The following is a 23,047-nucleotide window of genomic DNA, read 5'->3' as shown; positions in this document are numbered from 1 at the left end:
GTCCGGCGCCTCTCGCGTCCCGCCAGCCCGCCCTTCCCGCCTCCTTCGCCCGGTAATCCGATGCACGCGCAACACGGCCTGACGCCGCGTATGAAACCGCTCTCCGCGCGCCGGAGCACCATCCTCTCGGTGCTCGACATCGGCACGAGTAAGGTCGTTTGCCTCATCGCCGAACTCCAGCCGGCCGAGGCTCTCACCACCCTGCGCGGACGGACCCATTTCGCCCGCATCATCGGCATCGGACATCAGCGCTCGCACGGCCTCAAGGGCGGTGCCATCGTCGATCTCGAAGCCGCCGAAGGGGCGATCCGCCAGGCGGTCCACGCCGCCGAGCGGATGGCGAAGGTCGAGGTCCAGTCGGTCATCGTCAACATGTCCGGCGGCCGCCTCGGCTCGCAGCATTTCGAGGCGCATGTCGGTGTCCGCACCGGCACCGTCATGAGCTCGGATGTCGAGCGCGCCCTGGAGACGGCGAGCGCCCATGGGGTCAGCCACGGCCGGACCGTGCTCCATGCCCTTCCCACCGGCTACGCCATCGACGGCCAGGGCGCGGTCATCGACCCCACCGGGATGATCGGCGAGTCGCTCGGCGTCGACCTCCACGTGGTCACGGCGGAGGCGGCCGCCGCCCGCAACCTGATGCTCGCGGTGGAGCATTGCCATCTCGGCGTCGAGGCGGTGATCGCCACTCCCTACGCCGCCGGCCTCTCCGCCCTCGTCGACGACGAGGCCGAGATGGGCGTCTGCGTCGTCGACATGGGCGGCGGCACCACCAGCTTCGGCGTGTTCGAGGGCGGGCACCTCGTCCATGTGGACGCCCTGGCGGTGGGCGGCCACCACGTCACCATGGACATCGCCCGCGGCCTCTCCACCCGCGTGGTGGCGGCCGAGCGTCTCAAGACCCTCTACGGTTCGGCGATCTCCACCGCCTCCGACGAGCGCGACATGATCGCGGTCCACGGCGTCGGCGAGGACGAGGGCGACGCACCGACCCACGTGCCGCGCTCGCACCTCGTGCGGATCATCAAGCCCCGGGTGGAGGAGATCGTCGAACTCGTTCGCGATCGTCTCCGCAATGCCGGCTTCGCCGCCCAGGCCGGCCGCCGGGTGGTGCTGACGGGGGGCGCGAGCCAGCTCGTCGGACTGCCCGAGGTCGCCCGCCGGGTGATGCAGGGTCAGGTCCGGATCGGCCGGCCGCTGGGCATCCGCGGCCTTCCCGAGGCCGCCAAGGGCCCCGCCTTCTCCGCCGCGGTCGGCCTGCTGGTCTACCCGCAGGTGGCGCATGCGGAACATTTCGAGCCGCGCGGGCACAGCGCCTTCGCGGGCACCGGAACCGACGGCTACATCCCCCGCGTGTACCGCTGGTTGCGCGAGAGTTTCTAGGAACGCCGGGACCGGTTGCCCGACGCCCCAGAAGGGGATCGGCGCCGGACCCGACACAAGCACATCGGCGGTCTCACCGAGAGGCCGTCAAATGAAACGTGAAAGGCACGAGAGGCTCGACACCATGGCCATCAGTCTGCAAGCGCCGGATATCCGCGAACTCAAGCCCCGCATCACCGTCTTCGGTGTCGGCGGAGCCGGCGGCAACGCCGTCAACAACATGATCGAATCGGGCCTCCTCGGCTGCGAGTTCGTCGTCGCCAACACCGACGCCCAGGCGCTCACCTCCTCCAAGGCCGAGCGCGTGATCCAGATGGGTCTCGGCGTGACGCAGGGCCTCGGCGCCGGCTCGCATCCCGAAGTCGGTTCGGCCGCCGCCGACGAGGTCATCGACGAGATCCGTGACCAGCTCTCCGGCGCCCACATGTGCTTCATCACCGCCGGTATGGGCGGCGGCACCGGCACCGGTGCGGCTCCGGTCATCGCCCGCGCCGCCCGCGACATGGGCATCCTCACCGTCGGCGTCGTCACGAAGCCGTTCCAGTTCGAGGGCGTGCGCCGCATGCGCACCGCCGAAGCCGGCATCCAGGAGCTCCAGGCCGCCGTCGACACCCTCATCGTGATCCCGAACCAGAACCTGTTCCGGGTCGCCAACGAGAAAACCACCTTCGCCGACGCCTTCGCCATGGCCGACCAGGTGCTCTATTCGGGCGTCGCCTGCATCACCGACCTGATGGTCAAGGAAGGCCTCATCAACCTCGACTTCGCCGACGTCCGCGCGATCATGCGCGGCATGGGCAAGGCCATGATGGGCACCGGCGAGGCCTCCGGCGAGAAGCGCGCCAACCGCGCCGCCGAAGCCGCCATCGCCAACCCGCTCCTCGACGACGTGTCGATGAAGGGCGCGCGCGGCCTGCTGATCTCGATCACGGGCGGCAACGACCTCACCCTCTACGAGCTCGACGAAGCCGCGACGCGGATTCGCGAAGAGGTGGATTCGGACGCCAACATCATCCTCGGCGCCACGTTCGACGAGAGCCTCGACGGCATCATCCGCGTCTCCGTGGTCGCCACCGGCATCGAGCCGGCGCTGATCACCGCGCATTCGCAGAACAACCCCGAGATCGTCCAGACCGAGCAGCGGATCGCTGAAGTGGCCGAGCGCCTGCGTGCGGAAGCGAGGGCCAGGGCGGCACAGCCCGCCCCCACCTTTCGTGCCCCCGGACAAGAGCAGCCGCTGACCGGCAACGCCCCCGCGCCCCAGGCGCCGGTCCAGCCGCAGGCCCCGCGCCCGGTGGCGTCCGAGCCGGCGGCCATGGCCCCCGAATCCGTGCGCATGGAAGCTCCCGCCGCCCCGATCGTTCACGACGAGGTCGTCCTGACCCAGATGCCGTCGCGGACGGCCGTGGCCTACGAGCCGGCTCCGGCTCCGGTCCAGGCTCCGGCCCCGGTGCAGCAGGCCGCCGGCCCGTTCGTGCCGCCGCGTCCGGCGGTGGCGGTGGCCCGCGCCCCGCGCATGCCGCAGATCCAGGATCTGCCGATGCCCGGCCAGGCTCAGCTTCGCGCCAGGAACGCCGTGGAGCCGGCCGAGCCGGCAGGGGATTCAAAGCGGATGACGCTGCTGCGCCGCCTTGCCACCGTCGGCTTCGGCGGACGCCGCGAGGAGGCCGAGACCGCTCCGCTGCCGCAGATGCGCGCGCCTGCCCCGCAGCCGGCGCCCCAGCCGGAATACGCCAAGCGGGCACCCGTTGCGGCTCCTCCGGCCTACCGTCCGGCTCAGGGCAACCTCGATCCACAGGGACGTGTGGCTCCCCAGCCCCGTCTGATAGATGACGACCAGCTCGAAATCCCGGCCTTCCTCCGTCGTCAGGCGAACTGAAACGCCACGCTAAGCGTCCGTAGCGGTGTTTATGCAACAAGCCCGGGGTCTCAGGACCCCGGGCTTAACCTCGTTTTAAGTCCTTGACCGAAAACGGTTATCCAGAACGTCTCCGGAAAGCGTGTCTGTAACAGAGCGTAAGAAAGCGTGATTTGGCTAACGCTTCGGGCCCCGCGTATACGATTTTTGGAACGAAAAAGGCGCGGCGGTTTCGCCGTCAGCGCTCGCAGGGGCTTCAAGCAGCGGACGGATCGCAGAGGCGGCGCAATCCCGTAATCCAGGGAGAGCGAGCCTGATCACGGCCGAGGGCTAGGGAATGCGGACGAACCAACAAACAACTCTCAAGGGCCCGGCCACGCTTCGTGGCATCGGCGTCCATTCCGGCAAGCCGGTGGAGATCACTCTCCATCCCGCTGCGGCCAATCACGGAATCTGCTTCCTCCGTACCGGAATGCCCACCGGTCACGACCGGCTCATCAAGGCCCACCACGCCTGCGTCTCCGCCACCGAGTTGTGCACCGTCATCGGTGACGTGGAGAGCGGCGCGGTCGCCACCATCGAGCATCTGATGTCCGCCCTCTACGGGCTCGGCATCGACAACGTCCTCGTCGAGATCGACGGGCCGGAAATGCCGATCCTGGACGGCAGCGCCCGCCTCTACGTCGAAGCCATCGACGCCATCGGCATCACCACCTGTGGGGCGCCCCGCCGCTGGATCAAGGTGCTCCGCACCGTCCGCATCGAGGTAGGACGCGCCTTCGCCGAACTCCGCCCCATCGACCGCGGCTTCCGCCTCGACGTGGAGATCGACTTCGAGAACCCGGTGATCGGCCGCAGCCGCAAGGCGATGGACCTGAACCCCGCCTCCTACCGCCGCGAAATCGCCAATGCCCGCACCTTCGGCATGATGAAGGACGTGGAGCGCTACTGGAAAGCCGGCTTCGCGCTCGGCGCCTCCCTCGAGAACACCGTGGCGGTCGGCGACAACGCCGTCGTCAACCCCGAGGGCCTGCGCTACGCCGACGAGTTCGTGCGGCATAAGTATCTCGATGCCGTCGGCGACTTGGCCCTCGCCGGCCTGCCGATCCAGGGCGCCTACCGCTCCTATTGCGGCGGCCACCGGATGAATGTCGGCGTCCTCGACGCGCTCTTCGCCGACCGCGCCAACTACACGATCCTCGAAGCCGCCGGCGCCCGCCGCGAGACCTCCCGCCCGGAATTCGGCGTCGGTCTCGGCCTCGCCGCCTTCGCCAGCGACCTGTAACCTCTCAGCAACACCCTCGCTTCGATTGCGTCAGCCTCTCGGCCGCCGCTTTCACGCCCAAATCGGACGCCACTGGTAAAGCGTCCGTGACAAGAGGCGAGGTCGCGTGTGCCCCATAGAGGCACATGGGCCGTGGCACCGTGCCGTCAGCCGCTCGACCGACATTTGTATGGCTTGACGATGCGGCCCCCTTGCCGGGCGCATCTGTTGGGGGAACCGGAATGCGTCTCAACGATCGTAACCGCGGGGCGACGGCTTTCGTGCTCCTGGCGCTCTGCGGCCTCGGCCTCGGCGGCTGCGACACCCTCGACTCGATCAATCCCTTCGCCGAGAAGTACAAGCCCGAGGTCATTCCCGACGTCCCGGCCGACAAGCTCTACAGCGAGGGCTTGGCCAAGATGGAAGACAAGGATTTCGAGGGCGCGTCGAAGAAGTTCGGCGAACTCGACAAGGCCTATGCGTATTCGGACTGGTCGCGCAAAGCGCTGCTGATGACGGCCTACTCGAATTACGAGGGCCAGAAATACGACGACGCGATCAACGCCTCGAAGCGCTACCTGCAGCGCCATCCGGCGAGCAAGGATGCGGCCTACGCCCAGTACCTGATGGCGATGTCGCATTATAAGCAGATCCCCGACGTGACCCGCGACCAGGACCGCTCCGAGAAGGCGCTGGCCGGTCTGCAGGAGCTCGTTCAGAAATACCCGACCTCCGAATACGCGGCCGATGCCAAGGCCAAGATCCAGATCACCCGCGACCAGCTCGCCGGCAAGGAGATGGAAGTCGGCCGGTTCTACCTGGAGCGCCGCAACTTCCCCGCCGCGATCAACCGCTTCCGCGACGTGGTGAGCAAGTACCAGACGACCCGCCACGCCGAGGAAGCGCTGGAGCGTCTGGTGGAGGCCTACATGGCGCTCGGCATCACCGCCGAGGCACAGACCGCCGCCGCCGTGCTCGGCCACAACTTCCCCGACAGCCCCTGGTACAAGGATGCGTTCGCGCTCCTCCAGAACGGTGGCCTGGAGCCGCGCGAGGAGAAGTCCTCCTGGCTCAGCAAGGTCTATCGCGGCGTCATCGGCCGCACCGCCGACGCGCGCTGAGCGCTCTACGCCGAAGCGGATACCGGTTCGGCGAAAAACGAGCCCTAGCCGCTCGATCCGGCCCGCGACGACACGCTTTCGTTCACGGGCCATTTTTCGAGTGAAGCCGCCGCCGCTTCGCCGTAAGACGTGGCCACCGTATCCAACGAGGCCAAACCCGCGGCATGCTGAGTCAGCTCGCGATCCGCGACATCGTTCTCATCGATAAGCTCGCCCTGAATTTCCGCGAAGGCCTCAGCGTCCTGACCGGGGAGACCGGCGCGGGCAAGTCGATCCTGCTCGACGCCTTCGCGCTGGCCCTGGGCGGGCGCGGCGATGGCGGCCTGGTGCGCCATGGCGAAGGGCAGGGCGGCGTCACCGCCGTGTTCGATGTGCCCCTCGACCATCCCGCCCGCCGCCTCGCGGCCGAGGCCGATATCGACACCGAGGGCGACCTGATCCTGCGCCGGGTGCAGATGGCGGACGGCCGTACCCGCGCCTTCGTCAACGATCAGGCCGTCGGCGTGCAGGTGCTGCGGGCCATCGGCGCCACCCTCGTGGAGATCCACGGCCAGCACGACGATCGTGCTTTGGCCGATCCCGGCACACACCGCGCCATCCTCGACGCGTTCGGCGGCCTGCACGCCCCCCTGGCGGCGGTGGGGGAGGCGGCCAAGCGCGTGCGCACCGCCCGCTCCGCCCTGGCCGAGCATCGCGCCAGGGTCGAGGCCGCCCGCAAGGAAGTGGATTTCCTGCGCCACGCGGCCTCGGAGCTCGAAACGCTCGATCCCCAGGCCGGCGAGGAAACCTCGCTGGCCGAGCGCCGCATGGTCATGCAGCAGAGCGAGAAGGTGGCCCGCGAGCTGACCGAGGCGATCGAGGCGGCGGGCGGCCCGAATTCGGCCGTGTCCCACCTCTCCTCGGCGATGCGTAAGCTGGAGCGGCGGGCGAGCCAGATCCCGGCCCTGGTCGAGCCCTGCATCGCCGCCCTGGATGCCGCGCTCGCCGCCCTCGACGAGGCTCATTCCGTTCTCGACACGGCGTTGCGCGAATCGGAATTCGATCCGCGCGAGTTGGAGCAGGTCGAGGAGCGGCTGTTCGCCCTCCGTGCGGCCTCCCGCAAGTATCAGGTGCCGGTGGACGACCTCGCCGCCCTGCGCCAGCGCTACGAGGCGGATGTGGCCGCCATCGATGCCGGCGAGGAGGCTCTCACTGGCCTGGAGGCGACCCTCGCCCAGGCCGAGGCCGCCTATGCCAAGGCCGCGACCAAGCTCAGCGAGGGGCGTCGCAAGGCCGCCAAGGCCCTCGACCTCGCGGTGAAGGCCGAATTACCGCCCCTGAAGCTGGAGCGCGCCCGCTTCATCACCGAGATCGTCACCGATCCCGAATCGCGGGACCCGGCGGGCTACGAGCGCGTGGAGTTCTGGGCCCAGACCAATCCCGGAACGCGGCCCGGCCCGATGATGAAGGTGGCGTCCGGCGGCGAGCTCTCCCGCTTCATGCTGGCCCTCAAGGTGGTGCTGGCCGACAAGGGCTCGGCCCCGACCCTGATCTTCGACGAGATCGATACCGGCGTCGGCGGCGCGGTGGCCGATGCCATCGGCGCCCGCCTCGCCCGTCTCGCCGCCGGGGTGCAGGTCGTGGCCGTGACCCATGCCCCTCAGGTCGCCGCGCGGGCCGAGACGCATTTCCTCATCGCCAAGGACCCGGTGAAGGGCCGCGACCGGGTCGCCACCCGCGTCTCGCCCCTCGAAGCCCCGGCGCGGCGCGAGGAGATCGCCCGGATGCTGGCTGGAGCCACCGTGACCGACGAGGCCCGCGCGGCGGCGGCGCGACTTCTTCAATCCACGGATGCGTGAGGCGCGATCTTAACCTTTGGTTAACCATCTTCGCTGATGATGCGAGCACGACGCAGGGAATCTTAGCGAAACGCGTCGGCACATCGGGAGATCGCGTGATGGATCTGGGTGACGGTGAGACCGATCCCCGGCCTGTGAACGAAGCGGATGGGATGCCGATCCTGTCGAGTCCGACCCGTCACCATCTCGGTGGCACTCTTCGGGCGATCTACGAAGACACGTTCGACACGCAGCCGATCCCCGACGGTCAGATCGACCTTCTCCTGCGCCTCCGGCACAAGGAACGCGATCGCCGCCGCGTGGGCTGATCCCGTTCTCCGGAGATCGCCGCTACCAGCGGCGAGCTCCCGGCATGCGCTGATACTCGGCGCCGCGGATCAGGGTCATCACCGCGTCGAGCTCCGCCAGCAGGGCGCGCTCGTCCTGGCCCGCCTTCTCCACCTCGCCCGGATCGGTCCCGAATTGACGGCGCTGCTGGGCGAAAGCGAGGTCGCGTTCGAGGTCCTCCCTGCGCTCGTGCAGGGCGAGGAAATCGGCATCGCCATCACCCCCGGCGGGTGTCATGCTCGATTCGTTCTCCAAGATGCTGACCTTCCAGGACGGCTGGCGAGACGGGCTGCTCCGTCATCGACATCGCCGAATCGTATAACGCACGAGCCCGTCAAACCGTGCCGCGCTCGTTCGAGCCCCGGTCCATACCGTGTTTTCCCCCTGTCCTACAGCGCTCGAGCGGTCGCCGGCCGGCTCCTGTCATCGATCTGTCATGGCTCCGTCATAGAGCCAGCATGATCGGGCGGGTAACGGTGCGCTGCAGCAGGATTGCTCTTGCAGCGCGGCACGTACAGCGCCCGGACAGATTACGGAGAGCCACCGTGAAACCCTTCCATTTCGCCCTCGCCATCGGGCTCGCGACCGCACAGTTCGGCGCCGTCGCCCAGGCCGCCGACATCACCGGTGCCGGCGCGACCTTCCCATTCCCGGTCTATTCGAAATGGGCTGAAGCCTACCGCAAGGATACCGGCACGGGCCTGAACTACCAGTCCATCGGCTCCGGCGGCGGCATCAAGCAGATCCAGGCCAAGACCGTCGATTTCGGCGCCACCGACGCCCCGCTGAAGGGCCCCGCCCTTGAGAAGGACGGCTTCGTCCAGTTCCCCACCGTCATGGGCGGCGTCGTCACCGTCGTGAACATCGCCGGCGTCGAGCCGGGCAAGCTCAAGCTCACCGGCGAACTCGTCGCCGACATCTATGCGAACAAGATCACCAAGTGGAGCGACCCCAAGATCGCTGCCCTCAACAACGGCCTGAAGCTCCCCGACGCGCCGATCACCCCGGTCTACCGTTCGGATGCCTCCGGCACGACCAGCATCTTCACCACCTATCTCAGCGCGGTCTCCGAGAGCTGGAAGAAGGAATTCGGTGCGGCCACTACGGTCAGCTGGCCCGCCGGCCAGGGTGGCAAGGGCAACGAGGGCGTTACCGCCACCGTCAAGCAGGTCGCGAACTCCATCGGCTACGTGGAATCGGCCTACGCCAAGCAGAACAAGCTCAGCCACACCCTGATCCAGAACAAGGCCGGCAAGTTCCCGGCCCCGGATGACAAGGCGTTCCAGGCCGCCGCCGCCTCCGCCGATTGGAAGGCCGCTCCCGGCTTCGGCATCTCCCTCGTGAACCAGGCCGGCGACGAAGCCTGGCCGATCACCGCGGCCACCTTCATCCTCGTCTACAAAGAGCCGGCCGACGCCGCCAAGTCCGCGGAAGTGCTCAAGTTCTTCGATTGGGCCTACAAGAACGGCGACAAGCTCGCCGTCGATCTCGACTACGTGCCGCTGCCCGACAACGTCGTCGCCCTCGTCCACAGCGAGTGGAAGGAAATCAAGGGCAAGGACGGCAAGCCCGTCTTCTAAGGCACGTCCTCACGGACCGAACCACCCTCTCAGGCCCGGCGAAAGCGTCGGGCCTGCTCCACGAGAAGACATGGCGACACACCTCGCCACCCGTCTCCCCACGCGATACGACCCCTCAAGGTGAAGAAGTAGACGTCGGATGGCCGCCTTGACTGAACAGATTTCGCTGGCCCGCACGGGCTCCCCCGCTCGCAAGAAGCCGGGCGGCCTCGGCGACCAGCTCTTCCGCGCCGCCTCCTACGCGTCGGCGCTGCTGGTCCTCCTCTTCCTCGCGGGCATCCTCGCCTCGATCGCCTATGGCGGCTGGCCGGCCTTCGCGGAATTCGGCCTCGGCTTCATCACCTCCAGCTCCTGGAACATCGGCCAGGAGCAGTACGGCGCTCTCGTCGCCATCGTCGGCACCCTGGTCTCGGCCGTCCTCGCCCTCCTCATCGGCGTGCCGATCTCCATCGGCATCGCGGTCTACCTCACGCAGCTCTGCCCCGGCTGGGCGCGCAAGCCCGTCTCGATGACGATCGAGCTCCTCGCCTCGGTGCCGAGCATCATCTACGGCATGTGGGGCCTGTTCATCTTCGCCCCGCTCTTCGCCCATTACGTGCAGATGCCGGTCTCGAGCGTAGTGGAGGGCATGCCCATCGTCGGCACGCTGTTCTACGCCCGCGTCCCCTCGGGCGTCGGCATCCTCACCGCCGGCATCATCCTGGCGATCATGATCGTGCCCTTCGTCGCCTCGATCACCCGCGACATGCTCGACCAGATCCCCACCGTGCTGCGCGAGAGCGCCTATGGCATCGGCTGCACCACCTGGGAGGTCGTGCGCCACGTGCTGGTGCCGCAGGCCTCGGTCTCGATCATCGGCGCGGTCATGCTCGGCCTCGGCCGCGCGCTCGGCGAGACCATGGCGGTGACCTTCGTCATCGGTAACGCCAACCGCCTCTCCGGTTCGATCTTCGATCCCGGCTCCACCATCGCCTCGCGCATCGCCAACGAGTTCAACGAGGCCGACGGCCTGCAGCTCAACTCGCTGATGGCGCTCGGCTGCATCCTCTTCATCATCACCTTCATCGTCCTGATCATCGCACGCCTGCTCGTCCGGCGCGTGAAGGTCGCCTGACCCCGGGAGCCCGAATCATGGACGCCGTCACCACTCTCCCCACAACCGCGGCCCCGGCGCGTGTCAGCCGGGTCCGGTCGAGCCGCCGGGTCGCCGACAAGCTCCTCATCGTCGGCAGCACCGTCGCCACGCTGATCGGTATCGTCGTGCTGGGCTCGATCCTGCTCATGCTCATCGTCGAGGGCATGAAGGGCTTCTCGCCGCTGCTCTTCACTGAGCCGACGCCGGGCCCTGGCTCCGAAGGCGGCGGCATCGCCAACGCCATCCTCGGCAGCCTGGTCCTCACTCTCATCGGCATCGTCATCGCGACGCCGGTGGGTGTCATGGCCGGGACCTATCTCGCCGAGTACGGCCGCAACTCGAAGCTCGCCGACGTGATTCGCTTCCTCAACGACATCCTGCTCTCGGCCCCCTCGATCCTCATCGGCCTGTTCGTCTACACGCTGATGGTGCGGCCGATGGGGACCTATTCGGGCTGGGCCGGCGGCGTGGCTCTCGCCATCATCGCCACCCCGGTGATCGTGCGCACCACCGAGGACATGCTGCGCCTCGTGCCCTCGACCCTGCGCGAGGCCGGCGCGGCCCTCGGTGCCCCGCCCTCCATCGTCATCAAGAGCATCACCTGGCGCGGCGCCAGCGCCGGCATCGTCACCGGCATCATCCTGGCGCTCGCCCGCATCGCCGGCGAGACCGCGCCGCTGCTCTTCACCGCGCTCAACAACAACAGCTGGTTCTCGCCCAACCTCATGGGCGGCATCCCGAACCTTCCGGTGATGATCTACCAGTTCGCGCTCTCGCCCTACTCGAACTGGCAGCAGCTCGCCTGGGCCGGCGCCCTCCTCATCACCGCTACGATCCTCGCCCTGTCGATCGTGGCCCGCTTCGTCATCAAGAGCGAGCGGGCGCGCTGATCCCGCGCCCCCGTCCCACCCCGTTTTCGACAAGGACACGCATCCGATGAACGCCGCTCCCGCGATCACGCAGGCCCAGCTGACCGGTCGCCACCAGGCCGACGATCAGGCCCCCATCCGCATCGCCGTGAAGGACCTGAACTTCTATTACGGCTCGTTCCACGGCCTGAAGTCGGTCAACCTCAACTTCCACGACCGCCAGGTCACTGCCCTGATCGGCCCGTCGGGCTGCGGGAAGTCGACCCTGCTGCGGACCTTCAACCGCATCTACAGCCTCTATCCGGAGCAGCGCGCCGAGGGTGAGATCCTCCTCGACGGGCAGAACGTGCTCGATTCGAAGGTCGATCTGAACGAGCTGCGCTCGCGCATCGGCATGGTGTTCCAGAAGCCGACGCCCTTCCCGATGTCGATCTACGACAACGTCGCCTTCGGCCTGCGTCTCTACGAGAAGCTGCCCAAGGCCGATCTCGACGTGCGCGTCGAGGAATCCTTGCGCAAGGCCGCCCTCTGGGACGAGGTGAAGGACAAGCTCAAGCAATCCGGCATGGGTCTCTCCGGCGGTCAGCAGCAGCGTCTCTGCATCGCCCGCACCGTCGCCCAGCGTCCCGAGGTGATCCTGTTCGACGAGCCGACCTCGGCCCTCGACCCGATCTCCACGGGCCGCATCGAGGAGCTGATCGAGCAGCTGCGCTCGGAATTCACGATCGTCATCGTGACCCACAACATGCAGCAGGCCGCGCGCATCTCGCAGTTCACGGCGTTCATGTATCTTGGCGAACTGGTCGAGTTCGGCCCGACGACACGGATCTTCATGAACCCCGAGAAGCGCCAGACCCAGGACTACATCACCGGCCGCTTCGGCTGAGCCCGCCGGGGCCGCGTTCCGCGGCACCGGTCCCGATCCTATGCGATGCGGGCTGCCAGGGGCGGCCTCGGTCGAGGAGTGCGAGCATGCCCAACCACATCGTCAGTTCCTACGACACGGAACTGGAAAACCTGCGCCGCTCGATTTCCGAGATGGGCGGGATCGCCGAGAAGATGATGACCGATTCCGGCAATGCCCTGGTGCGCCGGGACGTGCCCCTGGCGCAGGCTGTCATCGCCGCCGACAAGCGTCTCGACGCGATCCAGCACGAGGTCGAGGAGCGGGCGATCCTGCTCATCGCCAAGCGCCAGCCGCTGTCCATCGACCTGCGCGAGACGGTATCGGCGATCCGCGTGTCGAACGATCTCGAGCGGATCGGCGACCTGTCCAAGAACGTCGCCAAGCGTGTGGTCGCCATCGCCGATCAGATCCAGCCGCAGAAGATCGTCATCGGCGTCCAGCATATGGGCGATCTGGTGCAGGAGCAGCTGAAGGACGTCCTCGACGCCTATGGCAGCCAGGACGTGAAGGCCGCCCTCGACGTGTGGGAGCGCGACGATTCCATCGACGCCCTCTACAACTCGCTCTTCCGCGAGCTGCTGACCTACATGATGGAAGATCCGCGCAACATCTCGTTCTGCACGCATCTCCTGTTCTGCGCCAAGAACATCGAGCGGATCGGCGATCACACCACCAACATCGCCGAGACGATCCATTATCTCGTCACCGGCACGAACGAGCTCGCCGAGCGGGACCGCCCGAAGAACGACGCGTCGAACTACGCCACCGTGTCGATGCCCGCCAGCGCCTGATCGCTGCCCCTGCCGGCCGCTCCAGCACACGCTCGGCGCGGCCGTCGCGTCCATCCGGGACGGTCGCCATCACCCTGAAAACATCCGCATGAACACGCGCATCCTGATCGTCGAGGACGAGGAGGCCCTCACTCTCCTCCTCCGCTACAACCTGGAAGCGGAGGGCTTCGTCGTCGATTCCGCCGCGCGGGGCGACGAGGCCGATCTGCGCCTTCAGGAGCAGGTTCCCGATCTCGTCCTGCTCGATTGGATGATGCCCGGCCTGTCCGGCATCGAGCTGTGCCGCCGCATCCGCGCACGGCGGGAGACCGAGCGGCTGCCGGTGATCATGCTGACGGCGCGGGGCGAGGAGGGCGACCGCATCCGCGGCCTCGGCACCGGCGCCGACGATTACATCGTCAAGCCGTTCTCGGTGCCCGAGCTCCTCGCGCGGGTGCGTGCGCTCCTGCGGCGGGCCAAGCCGACCCATGTGTCGGACCTGCTGGTGGCCGGCAATATCGAACTCGACCGGGTCAGCCACCGCATCCGGCGGCAGGGCCGCGAGATCCATCTCGGGCCCACCGAGTTCAAGCTCCTCGAATTCCTGATGCAGAGCCCCGGCCGCGTGTTCTCGCGCGAGCAGCTGCTCGACGGGGTCTGGGGCCACGACGTCTATATCGACGAGCGCACGGTGGACGTCCATGTGGGCCGCCTGCGCAAGGCGATCAACCGCCCGCGCCAGAGCGACCCGATCCGCACCGTGCGCGGCTCCGGCTATTCCTTCGACGAGATGTTCTCCACGGACGAGTGAGGCCACGGCCGGCTTCGCGCCGCTCCGTCCGGAACGAGCGTCCCCTTCATGACGACGGCGGGTGGCCTTGCCTCCGGGCGATACTCGCGAACCGATGCCATTCCGGCCGCCACGAGATATCGCGTTCGATCTCGGACGTCTGTCCGTTCCGGCATGTGCTCGCCCCGGGGGGCTCAGGCATTCACCCATCTGGCGGGCAGCATGAGTTCCCCTCCTTTTCCAGGGGACGGGTGGCGGTCGCGCCTGTCGAATCTTCCTGGATAGAGGGAACAGCCGTCGGGCAGATGTCTGAATCCGTCAGACCTGCTGGCGGAACTCCGACGTTTGGTGCCCGCTGCCGGGTCCGCTTTCGACCCGACGTCGACGGGCCCTGCGGCTGCCGCCATCCGCTGAGAGCGGACATTGATCATGGGCGGAAACGACCGCTCCAACATGCGGTTTATCCGCTTTCGACGTCGCTACGTCACCTTGTCAGGTGACGTCGGGCTTCAACACCCGCGTGTCATACCAACCGAGACGACGGTCATCGGCGGATCGCAATACGAGTTGAGCGACCGGAGCCCCGACTTCACGATCGACCAAGCGAGACCGGCGATCGGTCGGCTCATAGAGATGAGCCTCCCCCCATTGTCGAAGCGCGACGATGACGAGGAAAAGGCCGCGCCCCTTCTCGGTCAGGACGTATTCCCGGTAGGCGGTCCCGTCCGAGGCGGGCGCCGTCTCCAGAATTCCCCGTTCGGTCAGGTCGCGAAGGCGGGTCGCCAGCATACCCTTGGCGATGCCGAGACCAGTCTGGAACTCACTGAAGCGCCTCACACCGTCGAAAGCATCGCGGATGATGAGGAGCGACCACCAGTCGCCAATGACATCGAGCGCGCGCGCAACCGGGCACCCGGCGTTCCAGAGGCTGACGCGCTTTGCCACGAAGGTACGCTCCCGTTCCAAACTAGTCTCAATTTAGAACTGGAATGGGCCGGTCACAAGTGGTCTCAAGATGAAACCAGATTGGATGTCATCGACAGGACCGCCATGCCGCACGGAAAAGATGAGCGAACCTCTACCGAGCCGGAGGGGGCATTGCCCAGGACAACGATCCTGATTTTCGCCGTCGCCGCCGGCTTGAGCGTCGCGAACATCTACTACGCCCAGCCCCTGCTCGATGCGATGGCGCAGGAGTTCGGCATCTCGCCTGCCGCGATCGGGCTCGTGGTGACCCTGACCCAGGTCGGCTACGGGCTGGGCTTGATCTTCATCGTGCCGCTCGGCGATCTCATCGACCGCCGTCGCCTCATCCTCGGCCAGGGGCTTCTGTCGGTGCTCGCGCTGGTGGCGGTGGCCACGGCCGAGACCGGAGCGATTCTGTTCACCGGCATGGCGGCGGTTGGGTTGCTCGCCGTCGTGGTTCAGGTCCTGGTCGCATTCGCCGCGACGCTCGCGACACCGACCGAACGAGGTCGCGTGGTCGGTACGGTCACGAGCGGCATCGTGATCGGCATCCTGGCGGCGCGCTTCGCGGCCGGGATACTGGCCGATATCGGTGGCTGGCGAGCGGTCTATCTGGTCTCCGCGATCCTGTCGCTCGCCCTCGTCGGCCTGCTCGTGCGCGTCCTGCCACGGCATCGGATCCCGGCCGGAACCGGCAGCTACGTCGCTGCACTTCGCTCGGTCCCCATCCTGTTCCTCAGCGAGCCGGTCTTGCTGGTTCGCGGTGTTCTGGCGCTTCTGATCTTTGCGTCGTTCAGCACATTCTGGACCGCGCTGGTGCTGCCGCTCAGTGTGCCGCCCTTCTCCTATTCCCATACCTGGATCGGCCTGTTCGGCCTCGTAGGCCTGGCGGGAGCGATGGCCGCGACGGGGGCCGGGCGGCTCGCGGACAGGGGCCACGGTCAATGGACGACAGGCTTAGCTCTTATGCTCCTGCTCGTATCGTGGGCGCCGATTGCGCTGCTGCCGGTATCGATTCCGGCCCTGATCTTTGGCGTCGTCCTGCTCGATCTCGCCGTGCAGGCCGTTCATATCACGAACCAGAGCCTCATCGTCTCCCTGCGTCCCGAAGCCAGCAGCCGGCTCATCGGCGGCTACATGGTGTTCTATTCAGTGGGCAGCGCCCTCGGCGCCGCTGCCGCGACGTCCATCTATGCCCGGGCTGGCTGGCCCGGTGTCTCGGCGCTCGGAGCGACGTTCAGCGCTGCGGCCCTGCTCGTGTGGCTGTTCACCTTGCGCGCGGTGCGGACATGTCGAACGTAACTCGGTGATCCAACCGAAACGGCAGCTCCATCCTCGATCATCGCGGAGAACTGCCGGTCCGCCCATCACCCATCTCGGACGCTCGGGGCGGGTACCAACCATCAAAGTTTGATGACGACAGGGCGCGGGTAACGGAGGAAGGCGCCAAGTTGCCGTCGATGCCGGCTCAGCGGTCGAGGCGGCGCATCGAACGGCTGTCCCGCTCGGCGTTGCGCCGGGTTCTGTCCTCCGCTCGGGCCCGGTCGCGCTGGACCGTCTCCATACGCCGGAGCGTCTCCGTCTGCTCGCGGTGGGCCCGCGCCAGGTCGCTCACCGCGTTCATCGCACGCACCCGGTTCGCATCCTGTGCTCGTGCGTCGAAGGACCATGCCGCGAGAAGTAGGGCGACGAGGGCTGTGGTGGGGCGGGGCATCGGGCTGGGACCTTCGGGTGGGGGAGGGGCGGATCGAGCTTGCGGCTCAGCATGCACCATAGTGCGTTAAATGCAGGGCTTCGCAGGATATCGTGCATTCCATGCGCGGACTGCATGAGTGGTATTTGGCGTTTGGTATACCAGCTCGGCGGGCGGGCTGTCATACATGCTGCAACGCAAACGCATCGCTTCGAGGAACACCGATATGACCGCTCTCATTCTCACCGCCGTCGCTGTCGCCGCTGCCGCCAACATCTCCCTGGTGGCCTTCGTCGCCGATCGCCTGACCCCCACGAACAGCCCCTCCACCATCACGGCGGGCGAGCTCGTTCTCGTCAACGACAACGCTCCCGAAGCCCTGAAGCTCGCAGCCTAATCGACGTCTCGCAGCTTCAACGCCACCGCCATCGGCCCCGCCTTACCAGGCGGGGCTTTTTCACGTCGCGTACCGCCATAAACCCCTGTCCCATGGCGGTCGAAACGGGGGCCGCGTGGCGGTCGATCCGCCCGTCTCATCCGACGGGTTTCTGGGCCGGCGCTCCGCTCTCCCGCGCCAGCGAGGCGGCCTCGGCGAACCGGGCGCGGACCGCCTCGCTCATCCGGCCGAGGCCCAGCTGCGCGGCCATCCGCCCCTCGACGCCGGGTGCCGGATCGAGGTCGCGGGCGAGGCCGGCGAGTTCCTGGAGCGGGATGTCGGCGGGCGCTCGCCCATCCCCTTGAGCCGGCCGGAACCTCACCGGCCCGGCGGGTGCCACCCCCGGCCAGAGAACGATGCGCTCACCCTCGCTCGTATGGGGGCAGTGGGGATCGACGGCCCCTAAAGCGCGCTGGCGCAGGCGGGCCGTGATCCGGGCAAACCCGTGGGCGCGCAGCAAGCGCTCGGCGAGAATGTCAGCGAAAACAGGACCTTCGCGCAGGACCACCTCGCTCGCCATCGCCGCCAGCGTGGCCTCGTAACCCACCTCGTGGAACCGCGCGGCATTGGGAGAGAAGCCCGACAGGTCGGCGGGTTCATAGAGGCCGGGGGGCTCCACCTGCGGGATATCGGGAGTGTCCGGCTCGGTCGCGACCGGCTCCGGCTTCGCCCTGTCGGCGTCGAGATCGGCCCGCAACGCCGTGTCGAGCCGGTCGAGGGCGCCTTGCGGATCGTTCCACCAATCGGTGCTCCAGACCCGGTGGATGCGCCATCCGAGATCGGTGAGCACCCATTCGCGCAGACGGTCCCTGTCCCGCGCCGTCGCCGCCCGGTGATAGGTCGCCCCGTCGCATTCGACGCCCGCGAGGTAGCGCCCCGGAGCGTCGGGATGGACGATGCCGAGGTCGATTCGAAAGGCGGAAACCCCGACCTGAGGTACGATTGTCCAGCCTCGTGCGGCCAAAGCCGCCATCACCGCGCCCTCGAACGGCGATTCGATGTCTCTCCCCGTGGGAGCAGCCGCCGTTTCGAGAGCGCCGGCACCGTGTTCGGCGAAGGCGAGGAAGTGCTTGAAATCGCGCACTCCACGGGCGCTGCCACGGCCGAGATCCACCTGGTCGGCCCGCATCGACGCGAAGACAACGAGCTCCCGCCGGGCCCGGGTGATCGCCACGTTGAGGCGTCGGTGACCGCCCTCGCGGTTGAGCGAACTGATCTGTCCGGTGATCCGGCCCGTGGCATCCGGCCCTGCCGCCACCGAGAACAGGATCACGTCGCGCTCGTCGCCCTGCACGGTCTCGAGGTTCTTCACGAAGACCGGCTCTTTCCAGATCCGCCCGTCGAAGAACCGCTCTAGCTCCAGCCTTCCCCGCCTCTCGGCATCGAGCAGGTTCTCGATCAGGCGCTGCTGCTCGCCGTTGAAGGTGACGATGCCGAGCGAGCGCTCCTCCGCCGCGAAGGCGGGGTCCGAAAGGCGGGCGACCACCTCTGCCACCAGGGCGCGCGCTTCCGGCCGGTTCACCCGCGCCCCGCCGCGCTCGTAGAGCCCATCGGCCACGTACTGGAGCCGCACCGCCCGGTCCTCGGTGACGGGGGAGGGGAAGGTGACGAGCCCGCCGCGATAATAGTGGCGGTTCGAGAAGGCGATGAGGCTTTCGTGCCGGCTTCTGTAGTGCCAGGCGAGGCGCCTCTGCGGCAGGTGCGCGGCCAGACACTCGTCGAGGATGCTCTCCTGGTCGGCGACGTCGAGGCCGTCCGAGATCTCGTCGACGCCGCGATCGCCCACATTGGTGGGCGGCAATTGTTCGGGATCGCCGACGATCACCACCTGCCTGCCCCGCGCGATGGCACCGATGGCATCCCACGGCGCGATCTGCGAGGCCTCGTCGAAGATGACGATGTCGAACGGCTTCGCCTCGGCCGGCCAATATTGGGCGATGGAGAGCGGGCTCATCATCAGGCAGGGCGTCAGGCGGGTCAGCGCGTTCGGCATGCGCGCGAAGAGCTGGCGCAGGGGTATGTGCCGGGCGCGCTTGGTGATTTCCCGCGCCAGGGTGCCCCATTCGGGATCGGTGCCAAAGGCGTCGGCGAGCGGCACGCCGCCACCGATACGGGCACGCACCGCCGCCCCGGCGAGGCCGGAGAGCCGGGAATCGGCCTCGCCGAAGCCCCGGATCGCCTCTTCGTGGCGCTGGCCCATGAAGTCGCGCAGGCGGATGTCATCGGTCGCCGCGTGGTCGATCCACCAGCGCGCATAGGCGCCCTCGAAGGCCGGGAGGATGGCGTCGTCCTGCAGCGTTCCCACCTCGATCGCGGCGACGAGCGGGCCGGGCCCGGCCCTCGTCGCCTCGCTCACCGCCCTCTGCCAGCTCGCCCAGGCCTGCGCCTTGGGCAGCGCCTTCTGCCAGCGTTCCGCAACCGCGAGGGTGCCGGCCACCCAATCGCCCTCCGTCTCCACCGGGCGGTCGGGCTTGGCCCTGCCGGCCAGACGCCCGAGCGTCTCGATCGCCTTCACGGCGGCGCTTCTCCGCGTCGTGAAATCCTCTTTTGCCAAGGCCAGGCTGCCGCCAGGTTCGAGCCTGCGATCCTCTGTGTCGAGGAACGCGGCGAGCCTCGCGCGGACGATGTCCGGGCCTCCGACGAGCGGCGCCATGGAGGTGATGACCGGTGCGAGCCGCGTCGCCCAGGCCATCGGAGCGGTGAACAGGTCGGCGGGGGCCGCTGGATCCGACCAGGGATGCCCGAGTTCCACGGTGGCGCTCTCCAGAACTTCCGTCGGAGCGGGTCTTGTCGCCTGCAGGGCCTTGATCTCGGCGAGGGTGACGAGGTCTGGCCCGATATCCTCCGGTGCGCACCCTTGCGCGAAGGGGGCGAGGAGGTCGCGAACCCGGCCGAGGCGCCGCCCCCGCAGGAAGAAGTTCGAGGCTTTCGCTTCGCGCCAGTCGGCCAGCAGGCGGTCGAGGTCGTTGCCGAACACAGAGGAGGCGTAGGGGACGAAGAGCCGGGCGTTCAGCCGGGCGAGCTCGTGCTGTCGGATGCGACGCGCCTCGACGGCCTGACGCAAAGCCGCGCCTCCGGGGCCGAGGAAGCGCAGGCCCATCCGCGCCTCCGGCCGGAACAGGGCAATGGCGAGGGAGGACAGCGCGCGCAGGCCGTCATAGGTCTGGCCGAGGGGCGTCAGGCCCATCGCCTCGGCGAGACGCTGGCCGGATGTCGCAAAGTCCGGCAGGGTGCGGGCGAGTTCGGGAACAGCCTGCTCCATCTCGGCCCGCCACAGGGGCGACCATGCGATGGCGCCGATGCCCCGGAGGGGATGGTTCGCGATGTCCCCGACGATGGGGCGAAGGGCGGCAAGCTCACCGCACTGGGCGCGCAGGCTATCCCGGTGGCCGGGCGCTGAAATCGCGTCCTTCGGCCAGACGAGGCTGAGAACCTCCCGGTCGGCCTGCCGGTCGGCGATGACCCGCGCCATGGCCGTATGGGCGCTGAGGCCGTTCGCCCGTGTGGTGTGCAAGCTCTCAACCACGCCGTTCAGGCCCTCTCGGCGGCGCTGAAGATCGGTGGCCGCGTCCTCCCAGGGGACGTTCTCGCCGCCCCTCGCGGTCCAGGCCTCGCGTAGCTGCGCGATGACGTGCGTCTTCTGGGCCTTGGCCGCATGGACTTCGAGGCAGCAGGCGCCCAGCCCCACCGCGTCGAGGCGCCGGCGCACCACCTCCAGGGCGGCGCTCTTCTGCGAGACGAACAGCACCGTGCGCCCGAGCGCCAGGCACTGCGCGATCATGTTGGCGATGGTCTGGCTCTTGCCGGTGCCAGGGGGGCCGAAGAGCACGAAATCCTTGCCCGAGGCCGCCGCGAGGATCGCCGAGAGCTGAGAGGAATCGGCGAGCAGCGGCGTAAAGATGCCGGAAGGCGGATGCTCCGCGTCGAGACGTTCCGGCACGGGAAAGCCCATGCCGTCGCCGTAAGACTGTTTCGGCGTATCGAGGAGGTGGCGCACCACCGGGCTGCGCTTCAGGAGGTCCGTCCGCTCGCTCAGATCCTTCCACATCAGAAATTTGGTGAAAGAGAAGACCGAGAGCACCACCTCGGTCGTGACCTCGAACCCCTTCAGGTTGCGGATATGGGTGCGCACGATGCGCCAGACGGCCTCGACATCGATGCCGGATTCATCGCCCGGCAAGCCCTCGGCGAAATCCGGCATGTCGAGGTCGAAATCCTGGCGCAGCATCTCCAGTAGCGTCGGGTTGAGGCGCGCCTCCTCGTCGTGCCGGACGAGACGGAAGCCGGCGCGGACGCTCGCGCGGGTCAGGGCCGCCGGTACCAGCAGCAGCGGTGCCCGGGCAGGCGGCATGCCGTTGCCACGGGTCCAGGTGAGGAAGCCGAAGGCGAGGAAGAGCACGTTGGCCCCGCCCTCTTCGAAACTGCCGCGGGCGAGCCGGAACAGGTCGGTGAGGCGCGCCTCCACTTCCTCCGATCCGACATCGACGGTGATCTCGCCGCGTTCCTGCCCCGACCCGTCGATTGGCGCCTCGGGGGCGGGCCGAGCGACGAGGCGGAAGGCACGGCCCGTCGTGAGGGCATCCTCGAAAGCGCCCGGCTCGGGACAATCGAGGGTCAGCGAGCCCTTGCCCGGTTTGAAGTTGAGGAGCTTGTTGCGCAGGGTCAGATCGAGGAGCCGCAGCTTCCAGGCTTCCAGCCGGTCGCGGGGCTCGCGACGGGGCAGATCGAGGCGGGGAGCGGGGATATCCTCGACGAAGGATGGGGGCGCGCCGAGCGCCTGGACGAGCGCAGCCGCCATCTCCGGAGCCGGCGCCTGTGCGCCGGGCTCGCCTGTGTCGAGGGGAGAGATGCCGGATAGACGGGCTCGCCGCAGATCGAGGACCATCTCCATGGGGGACTCGGCATCCGCATCGATCAAGCGCGCGCCGGCCGCCACCGCATCCGCGAAACTCCCTGGCGGATCGGCGGTGAGTACGGTGGTCTCGATCAGGATCAGTTCCTGCAGGTCACGGCGTTTCCGCAGGGCCTGGGCGTCGTCGCCGACCCTTTCCGGCAGGGTCTCGTCCACGAGCCACAGCCCGAGCAGCGCGTGATCGCGGGTGAGAACCAGGAGCGGATGGAGCCCGGCCTGTTCACAGCAGGCGGCCCAGAGCAGGGTGAGGTCGAGGCAGGTGGCGAGCCGTCGCTCGACGATGGCTCCGGGCTCGCGGACCTTCTGTCCCGAGCGTTCGAAGCTCGCGGGCGGTAGGATGTAGGTAATCCGCAGGGCCGCCATCGCCGCGTGGATCGCCTCCGCCATCTCCCAGGCCCTGGCCTTCCTTCCGCTGCGATAGCCGTCGAAGGCGGTGCTCCGCCTTGCCCGCTCCAGGATCGCCGCAGCGGAGCGCAGGATGCCGTCCACGGCCGGGTCGTTGGGCCTGACGAAGGCCGCGAGCAGTTCGGGCGCCGCATCCGCGCCTCCCCAATGCGAGGGCGGCAGGAGCCGCAGGTCGAACTCCTCTCGGGCTAACTCGCTCTCCTCGCCCGAGCTCATTAGTGTCAGCGTCACCGTACAGGACCGGCTTTCCAGTAGTCCGGCCAGGATCGCTCCATCGATCCGCAGACCCGGTGCATCGATGCGCTGCACGCCCCCTGCGGTTATCCGCTGGATCGTCAGGGTGGTAGGTCGGAACAGCGGCGGCGTCGCGCTGATATGGAGGGTGACATCGGCGAGATCGGTATCACCGCCATTGGTCAGAGTGATGTCCCGGATGAGTGGAACCCCATTCTGCCAAAAGGCGACGCTGGCATGATCGACCACCGTGCAGGCGAGAGCACAACGCGTGCGGACCCTATCGGAAGCCTCGAGCGTATCGGTCATCGCGCCCGGTTCTCCGTCACCGCCAGCGTTCTACAAGCGCGCCGCGCGTGCTCGCAAGCGCCGCCTGCCCGTCGCTCGCGTGTCTGCAGGCTCGTCCAGGCATCGTACTTGGAATCATTCCACAACATAGCGATTGCCCGCGGAAGACGAGGCTTTGTATAGCGTTCGGTGTTCGGCGTTTCAGCAAAGATGCCGACTGTCGTGACGCCGAGGCCATCGGTTCTGCTGGCGCTGCGTTGCTGAGCCCATT

18 protein-coding genes are annotated in these 23,047 nt (G+C 67.9%); 14 read left to right on the top strand and 4 right to left on the bottom strand.

Going from position 1 to position 23,047, the window contains the following annotated elements; translation table 11 throughout:
• The first annotated feature begins 60 nt into the window (after nucleotides 1–60).
• From ftsA to ASF32_RS23760, 6 genes are all read left to right on the top strand, one after another.
• Nucleotides 61–1,383 carry a cell division protein FtsA gene (ftsA, locus tag ASF32_RS23785; protein WP_056434532.1) on the top strand — a complete coding sequence of 441 codons (1,323 nt, stop codon included), beginning with the start codon at nucleotides 61–63 and terminating at the stop codon, nucleotides 1,381–1,383.
• 124 nt (nucleotides 1,384–1,507) lie between these two features.
• Nucleotides 1,508–3,262, top strand: coding sequence for a cell division protein FtsZ (ftsZ, locus tag ASF32_RS23780; RefSeq protein WP_056434530.1), 1,755 nt, complete (start codon nucleotides 1,508–1,510; stop codon nucleotides 3,260–3,262).
• Nucleotides 3,263–3,578: 316 nt separating this feature from the next.
• Entirely contained in the window at nucleotides 3,579–4,526 is a 948-nt protein-coding gene (gene lpxC / locus ASF32_RS23775) for a UDP-3-O-acyl-N-acetylglucosamine deacetylase (RefSeq protein WP_056434528.1), read from the top strand.
• 221 nt (nucleotides 4,527–4,747) lie between these two features.
• Complete coding sequence (locus tag ASF32_RS23770) at nucleotides 4,748–5,626, top strand: outer membrane protein assembly factor BamD (protein ID WP_056434527.1); 879 nt, start codon at nucleotides 4,748–4,750, stop codon at nucleotides 5,624–5,626.
• A 164-nt stretch (nucleotides 5,627–5,790) separates the two neighbouring features.
• Nucleotides 5,791–7,464 (top strand): DNA repair protein RecN, encoded by a 1,674-nt coding sequence (gene recN / locus ASF32_RS23765; protein WP_056434525.1) that lies wholly within the window; start codon nucleotides 5,791–5,793, stop codon nucleotides 7,462–7,464.
• Between the two features lie 98 nt (nucleotides 7,465–7,562).
• Nucleotides 7,563–7,772 carry a hypothetical protein gene (locus tag ASF32_RS23760; RefSeq protein WP_056434523.1) on the top strand — a complete coding sequence of 70 codons (210 nt, stop codon included), beginning with the start codon at nucleotides 7,563–7,565 and terminating at the stop codon, nucleotides 7,770–7,772.
• 22 nt (nucleotides 7,773–7,794) lie between these two features.
• Here ASF32_RS23760 and ASF32_RS23755 read toward each other — a convergent pair whose 3' ends face one another.
• On the bottom strand, nucleotides 7,795–8,028 hold the full coding sequence (locus ASF32_RS23755) for a hypothetical protein (protein ID WP_056434520.1): 234 nt from the start codon (nucleotides 8,026–8,028) through the stop codon (nucleotides 7,795–7,797).
• A gap of 308 nt (nucleotides 8,029–8,336) precedes the next feature.
• Between ASF32_RS23755 and pstS the strand changes: the two genes are divergently transcribed.
• From pstS to phoB, 6 genes are all read left to right on the top strand, one after another.
• Nucleotides 8,337–9,371: a phosphate ABC transporter substrate-binding protein PstS gene (pstS, locus tag ASF32_RS23750; protein WP_056434518.1), complete on the top strand. Its 1,035-nt coding sequence runs from the start codon at nucleotides 8,337–8,339 to the stop codon at nucleotides 9,369–9,371.
• A 139-nt stretch (nucleotides 9,372–9,510) separates the two neighbouring features.
• Entirely contained in the window at nucleotides 9,511–10,485 is a 975-nt protein-coding gene (pstC, locus tag ASF32_RS23745) for a phosphate ABC transporter permease subunit PstC (protein ID WP_056434516.1), read from the top strand.
• Between the two features lie 17 nt (nucleotides 10,486–10,502).
• Complete coding sequence (gene pstA / locus ASF32_RS23740) at nucleotides 10,503–11,396, top strand: phosphate ABC transporter permease PstA (RefSeq protein WP_056434514.1); 894 nt, start codon at nucleotides 10,503–10,505, stop codon at nucleotides 11,394–11,396.
• Nucleotides 11,397–11,442: 46 nt separating this feature from the next.
• Nucleotides 11,443–12,261, top strand: coding sequence for a phosphate ABC transporter ATP-binding protein PstB (gene pstB, locus ASF32_RS23735; RefSeq protein WP_056434512.1), 819 nt, complete (start codon nucleotides 11,443–11,445; stop codon nucleotides 12,259–12,261).
• A gap of 86 nt (nucleotides 12,262–12,347) precedes the next feature.
• A complete protein-coding gene (gene phoU, locus ASF32_RS23730) occupies nucleotides 12,348–13,073 on the top strand; it encodes a phosphate signaling complex protein PhoU (RefSeq protein ID WP_056434510.1) in 726 nt (241 codons plus the stop codon).
• Nucleotides 13,074–13,161: 88 nt separating this feature from the next.
• Nucleotides 13,162–13,863 carry a phosphate regulon transcriptional regulator PhoB gene (gene phoB, locus ASF32_RS23725; RefSeq protein WP_056434508.1) on the top strand — a complete coding sequence of 234 codons (702 nt, stop codon included), beginning with the start codon at nucleotides 13,162–13,164 and terminating at the stop codon, nucleotides 13,861–13,863.
• A gap of 471 nt (nucleotides 13,864–14,334) precedes the next feature.
• Here the strand turns inward: phoB and ASF32_RS23720 are convergent, their stop codons facing one another.
• A complete protein-coding gene (locus ASF32_RS23720; protein ID WP_056434726.1) occupies nucleotides 14,335–14,787 on the bottom strand; it encodes a helix-turn-helix domain-containing protein in 453 nt (150 codons plus the stop codon).
• Nucleotides 14,788–14,940: 153 nt separating this feature from the next.
• Here ASF32_RS23720 and ASF32_RS23715 point away from each other — a divergent pair, with 153 nt between their 5' ends.
• On the top strand, nucleotides 14,941–16,110 hold the full coding sequence (locus ASF32_RS23715) for an MFS transporter (protein WP_244483698.1): 1,170 nt from the start codon (nucleotides 14,941–14,943) through the stop codon (nucleotides 16,108–16,110).
• Nucleotides 16,111–16,276: 166 nt separating this feature from the next.
• Here the strand turns inward: ASF32_RS23715 and ASF32_RS23710 are convergent, their stop codons facing one another.
• A complete protein-coding gene (locus ASF32_RS23710) occupies nucleotides 16,277–16,522 on the bottom strand; it encodes a hypothetical protein (protein WP_056434506.1) in 246 nt (81 codons plus the stop codon).
• A gap of 205 nt (nucleotides 16,523–16,727) precedes the next feature.
• Between ASF32_RS23710 and ASF32_RS23705 the strand changes: the two genes are divergently transcribed.
• A complete protein-coding gene (locus tag ASF32_RS23705) occupies nucleotides 16,728–16,898 on the top strand; it encodes a hypothetical protein (RefSeq protein WP_200919244.1) in 171 nt (56 codons plus the stop codon).
• Nucleotides 16,899–17,034: 136 nt separating this feature from the next.
• Here ASF32_RS23705 and ASF32_RS23700 read toward each other — a convergent pair whose 3' ends face one another.
• Nucleotides 17,035–22,797: a DUF3320 domain-containing protein gene (locus ASF32_RS23700; RefSeq protein ID WP_056434502.1), complete on the bottom strand. Its 5,763-nt coding sequence runs from the start codon at nucleotides 22,795–22,797 to the stop codon at nucleotides 17,035–17,037.
• Between the last annotated feature and the right edge of the window lie 250 nt (nucleotides 22,798–23,047).

The organism is Methylobacterium sp. Leaf91, from assembly GCF_001422815.1.
Taxonomy (GTDB): Bacteria; Pseudomonadota; Alphaproteobacteria; order Rhizobiales; family Beijerinckiaceae; genus Methylobacterium.
The sequence above is the reverse complement of the archived record's forward strand: the minus strand, read 5'-3'. Positions and strand labels throughout refer to the sequence as shown.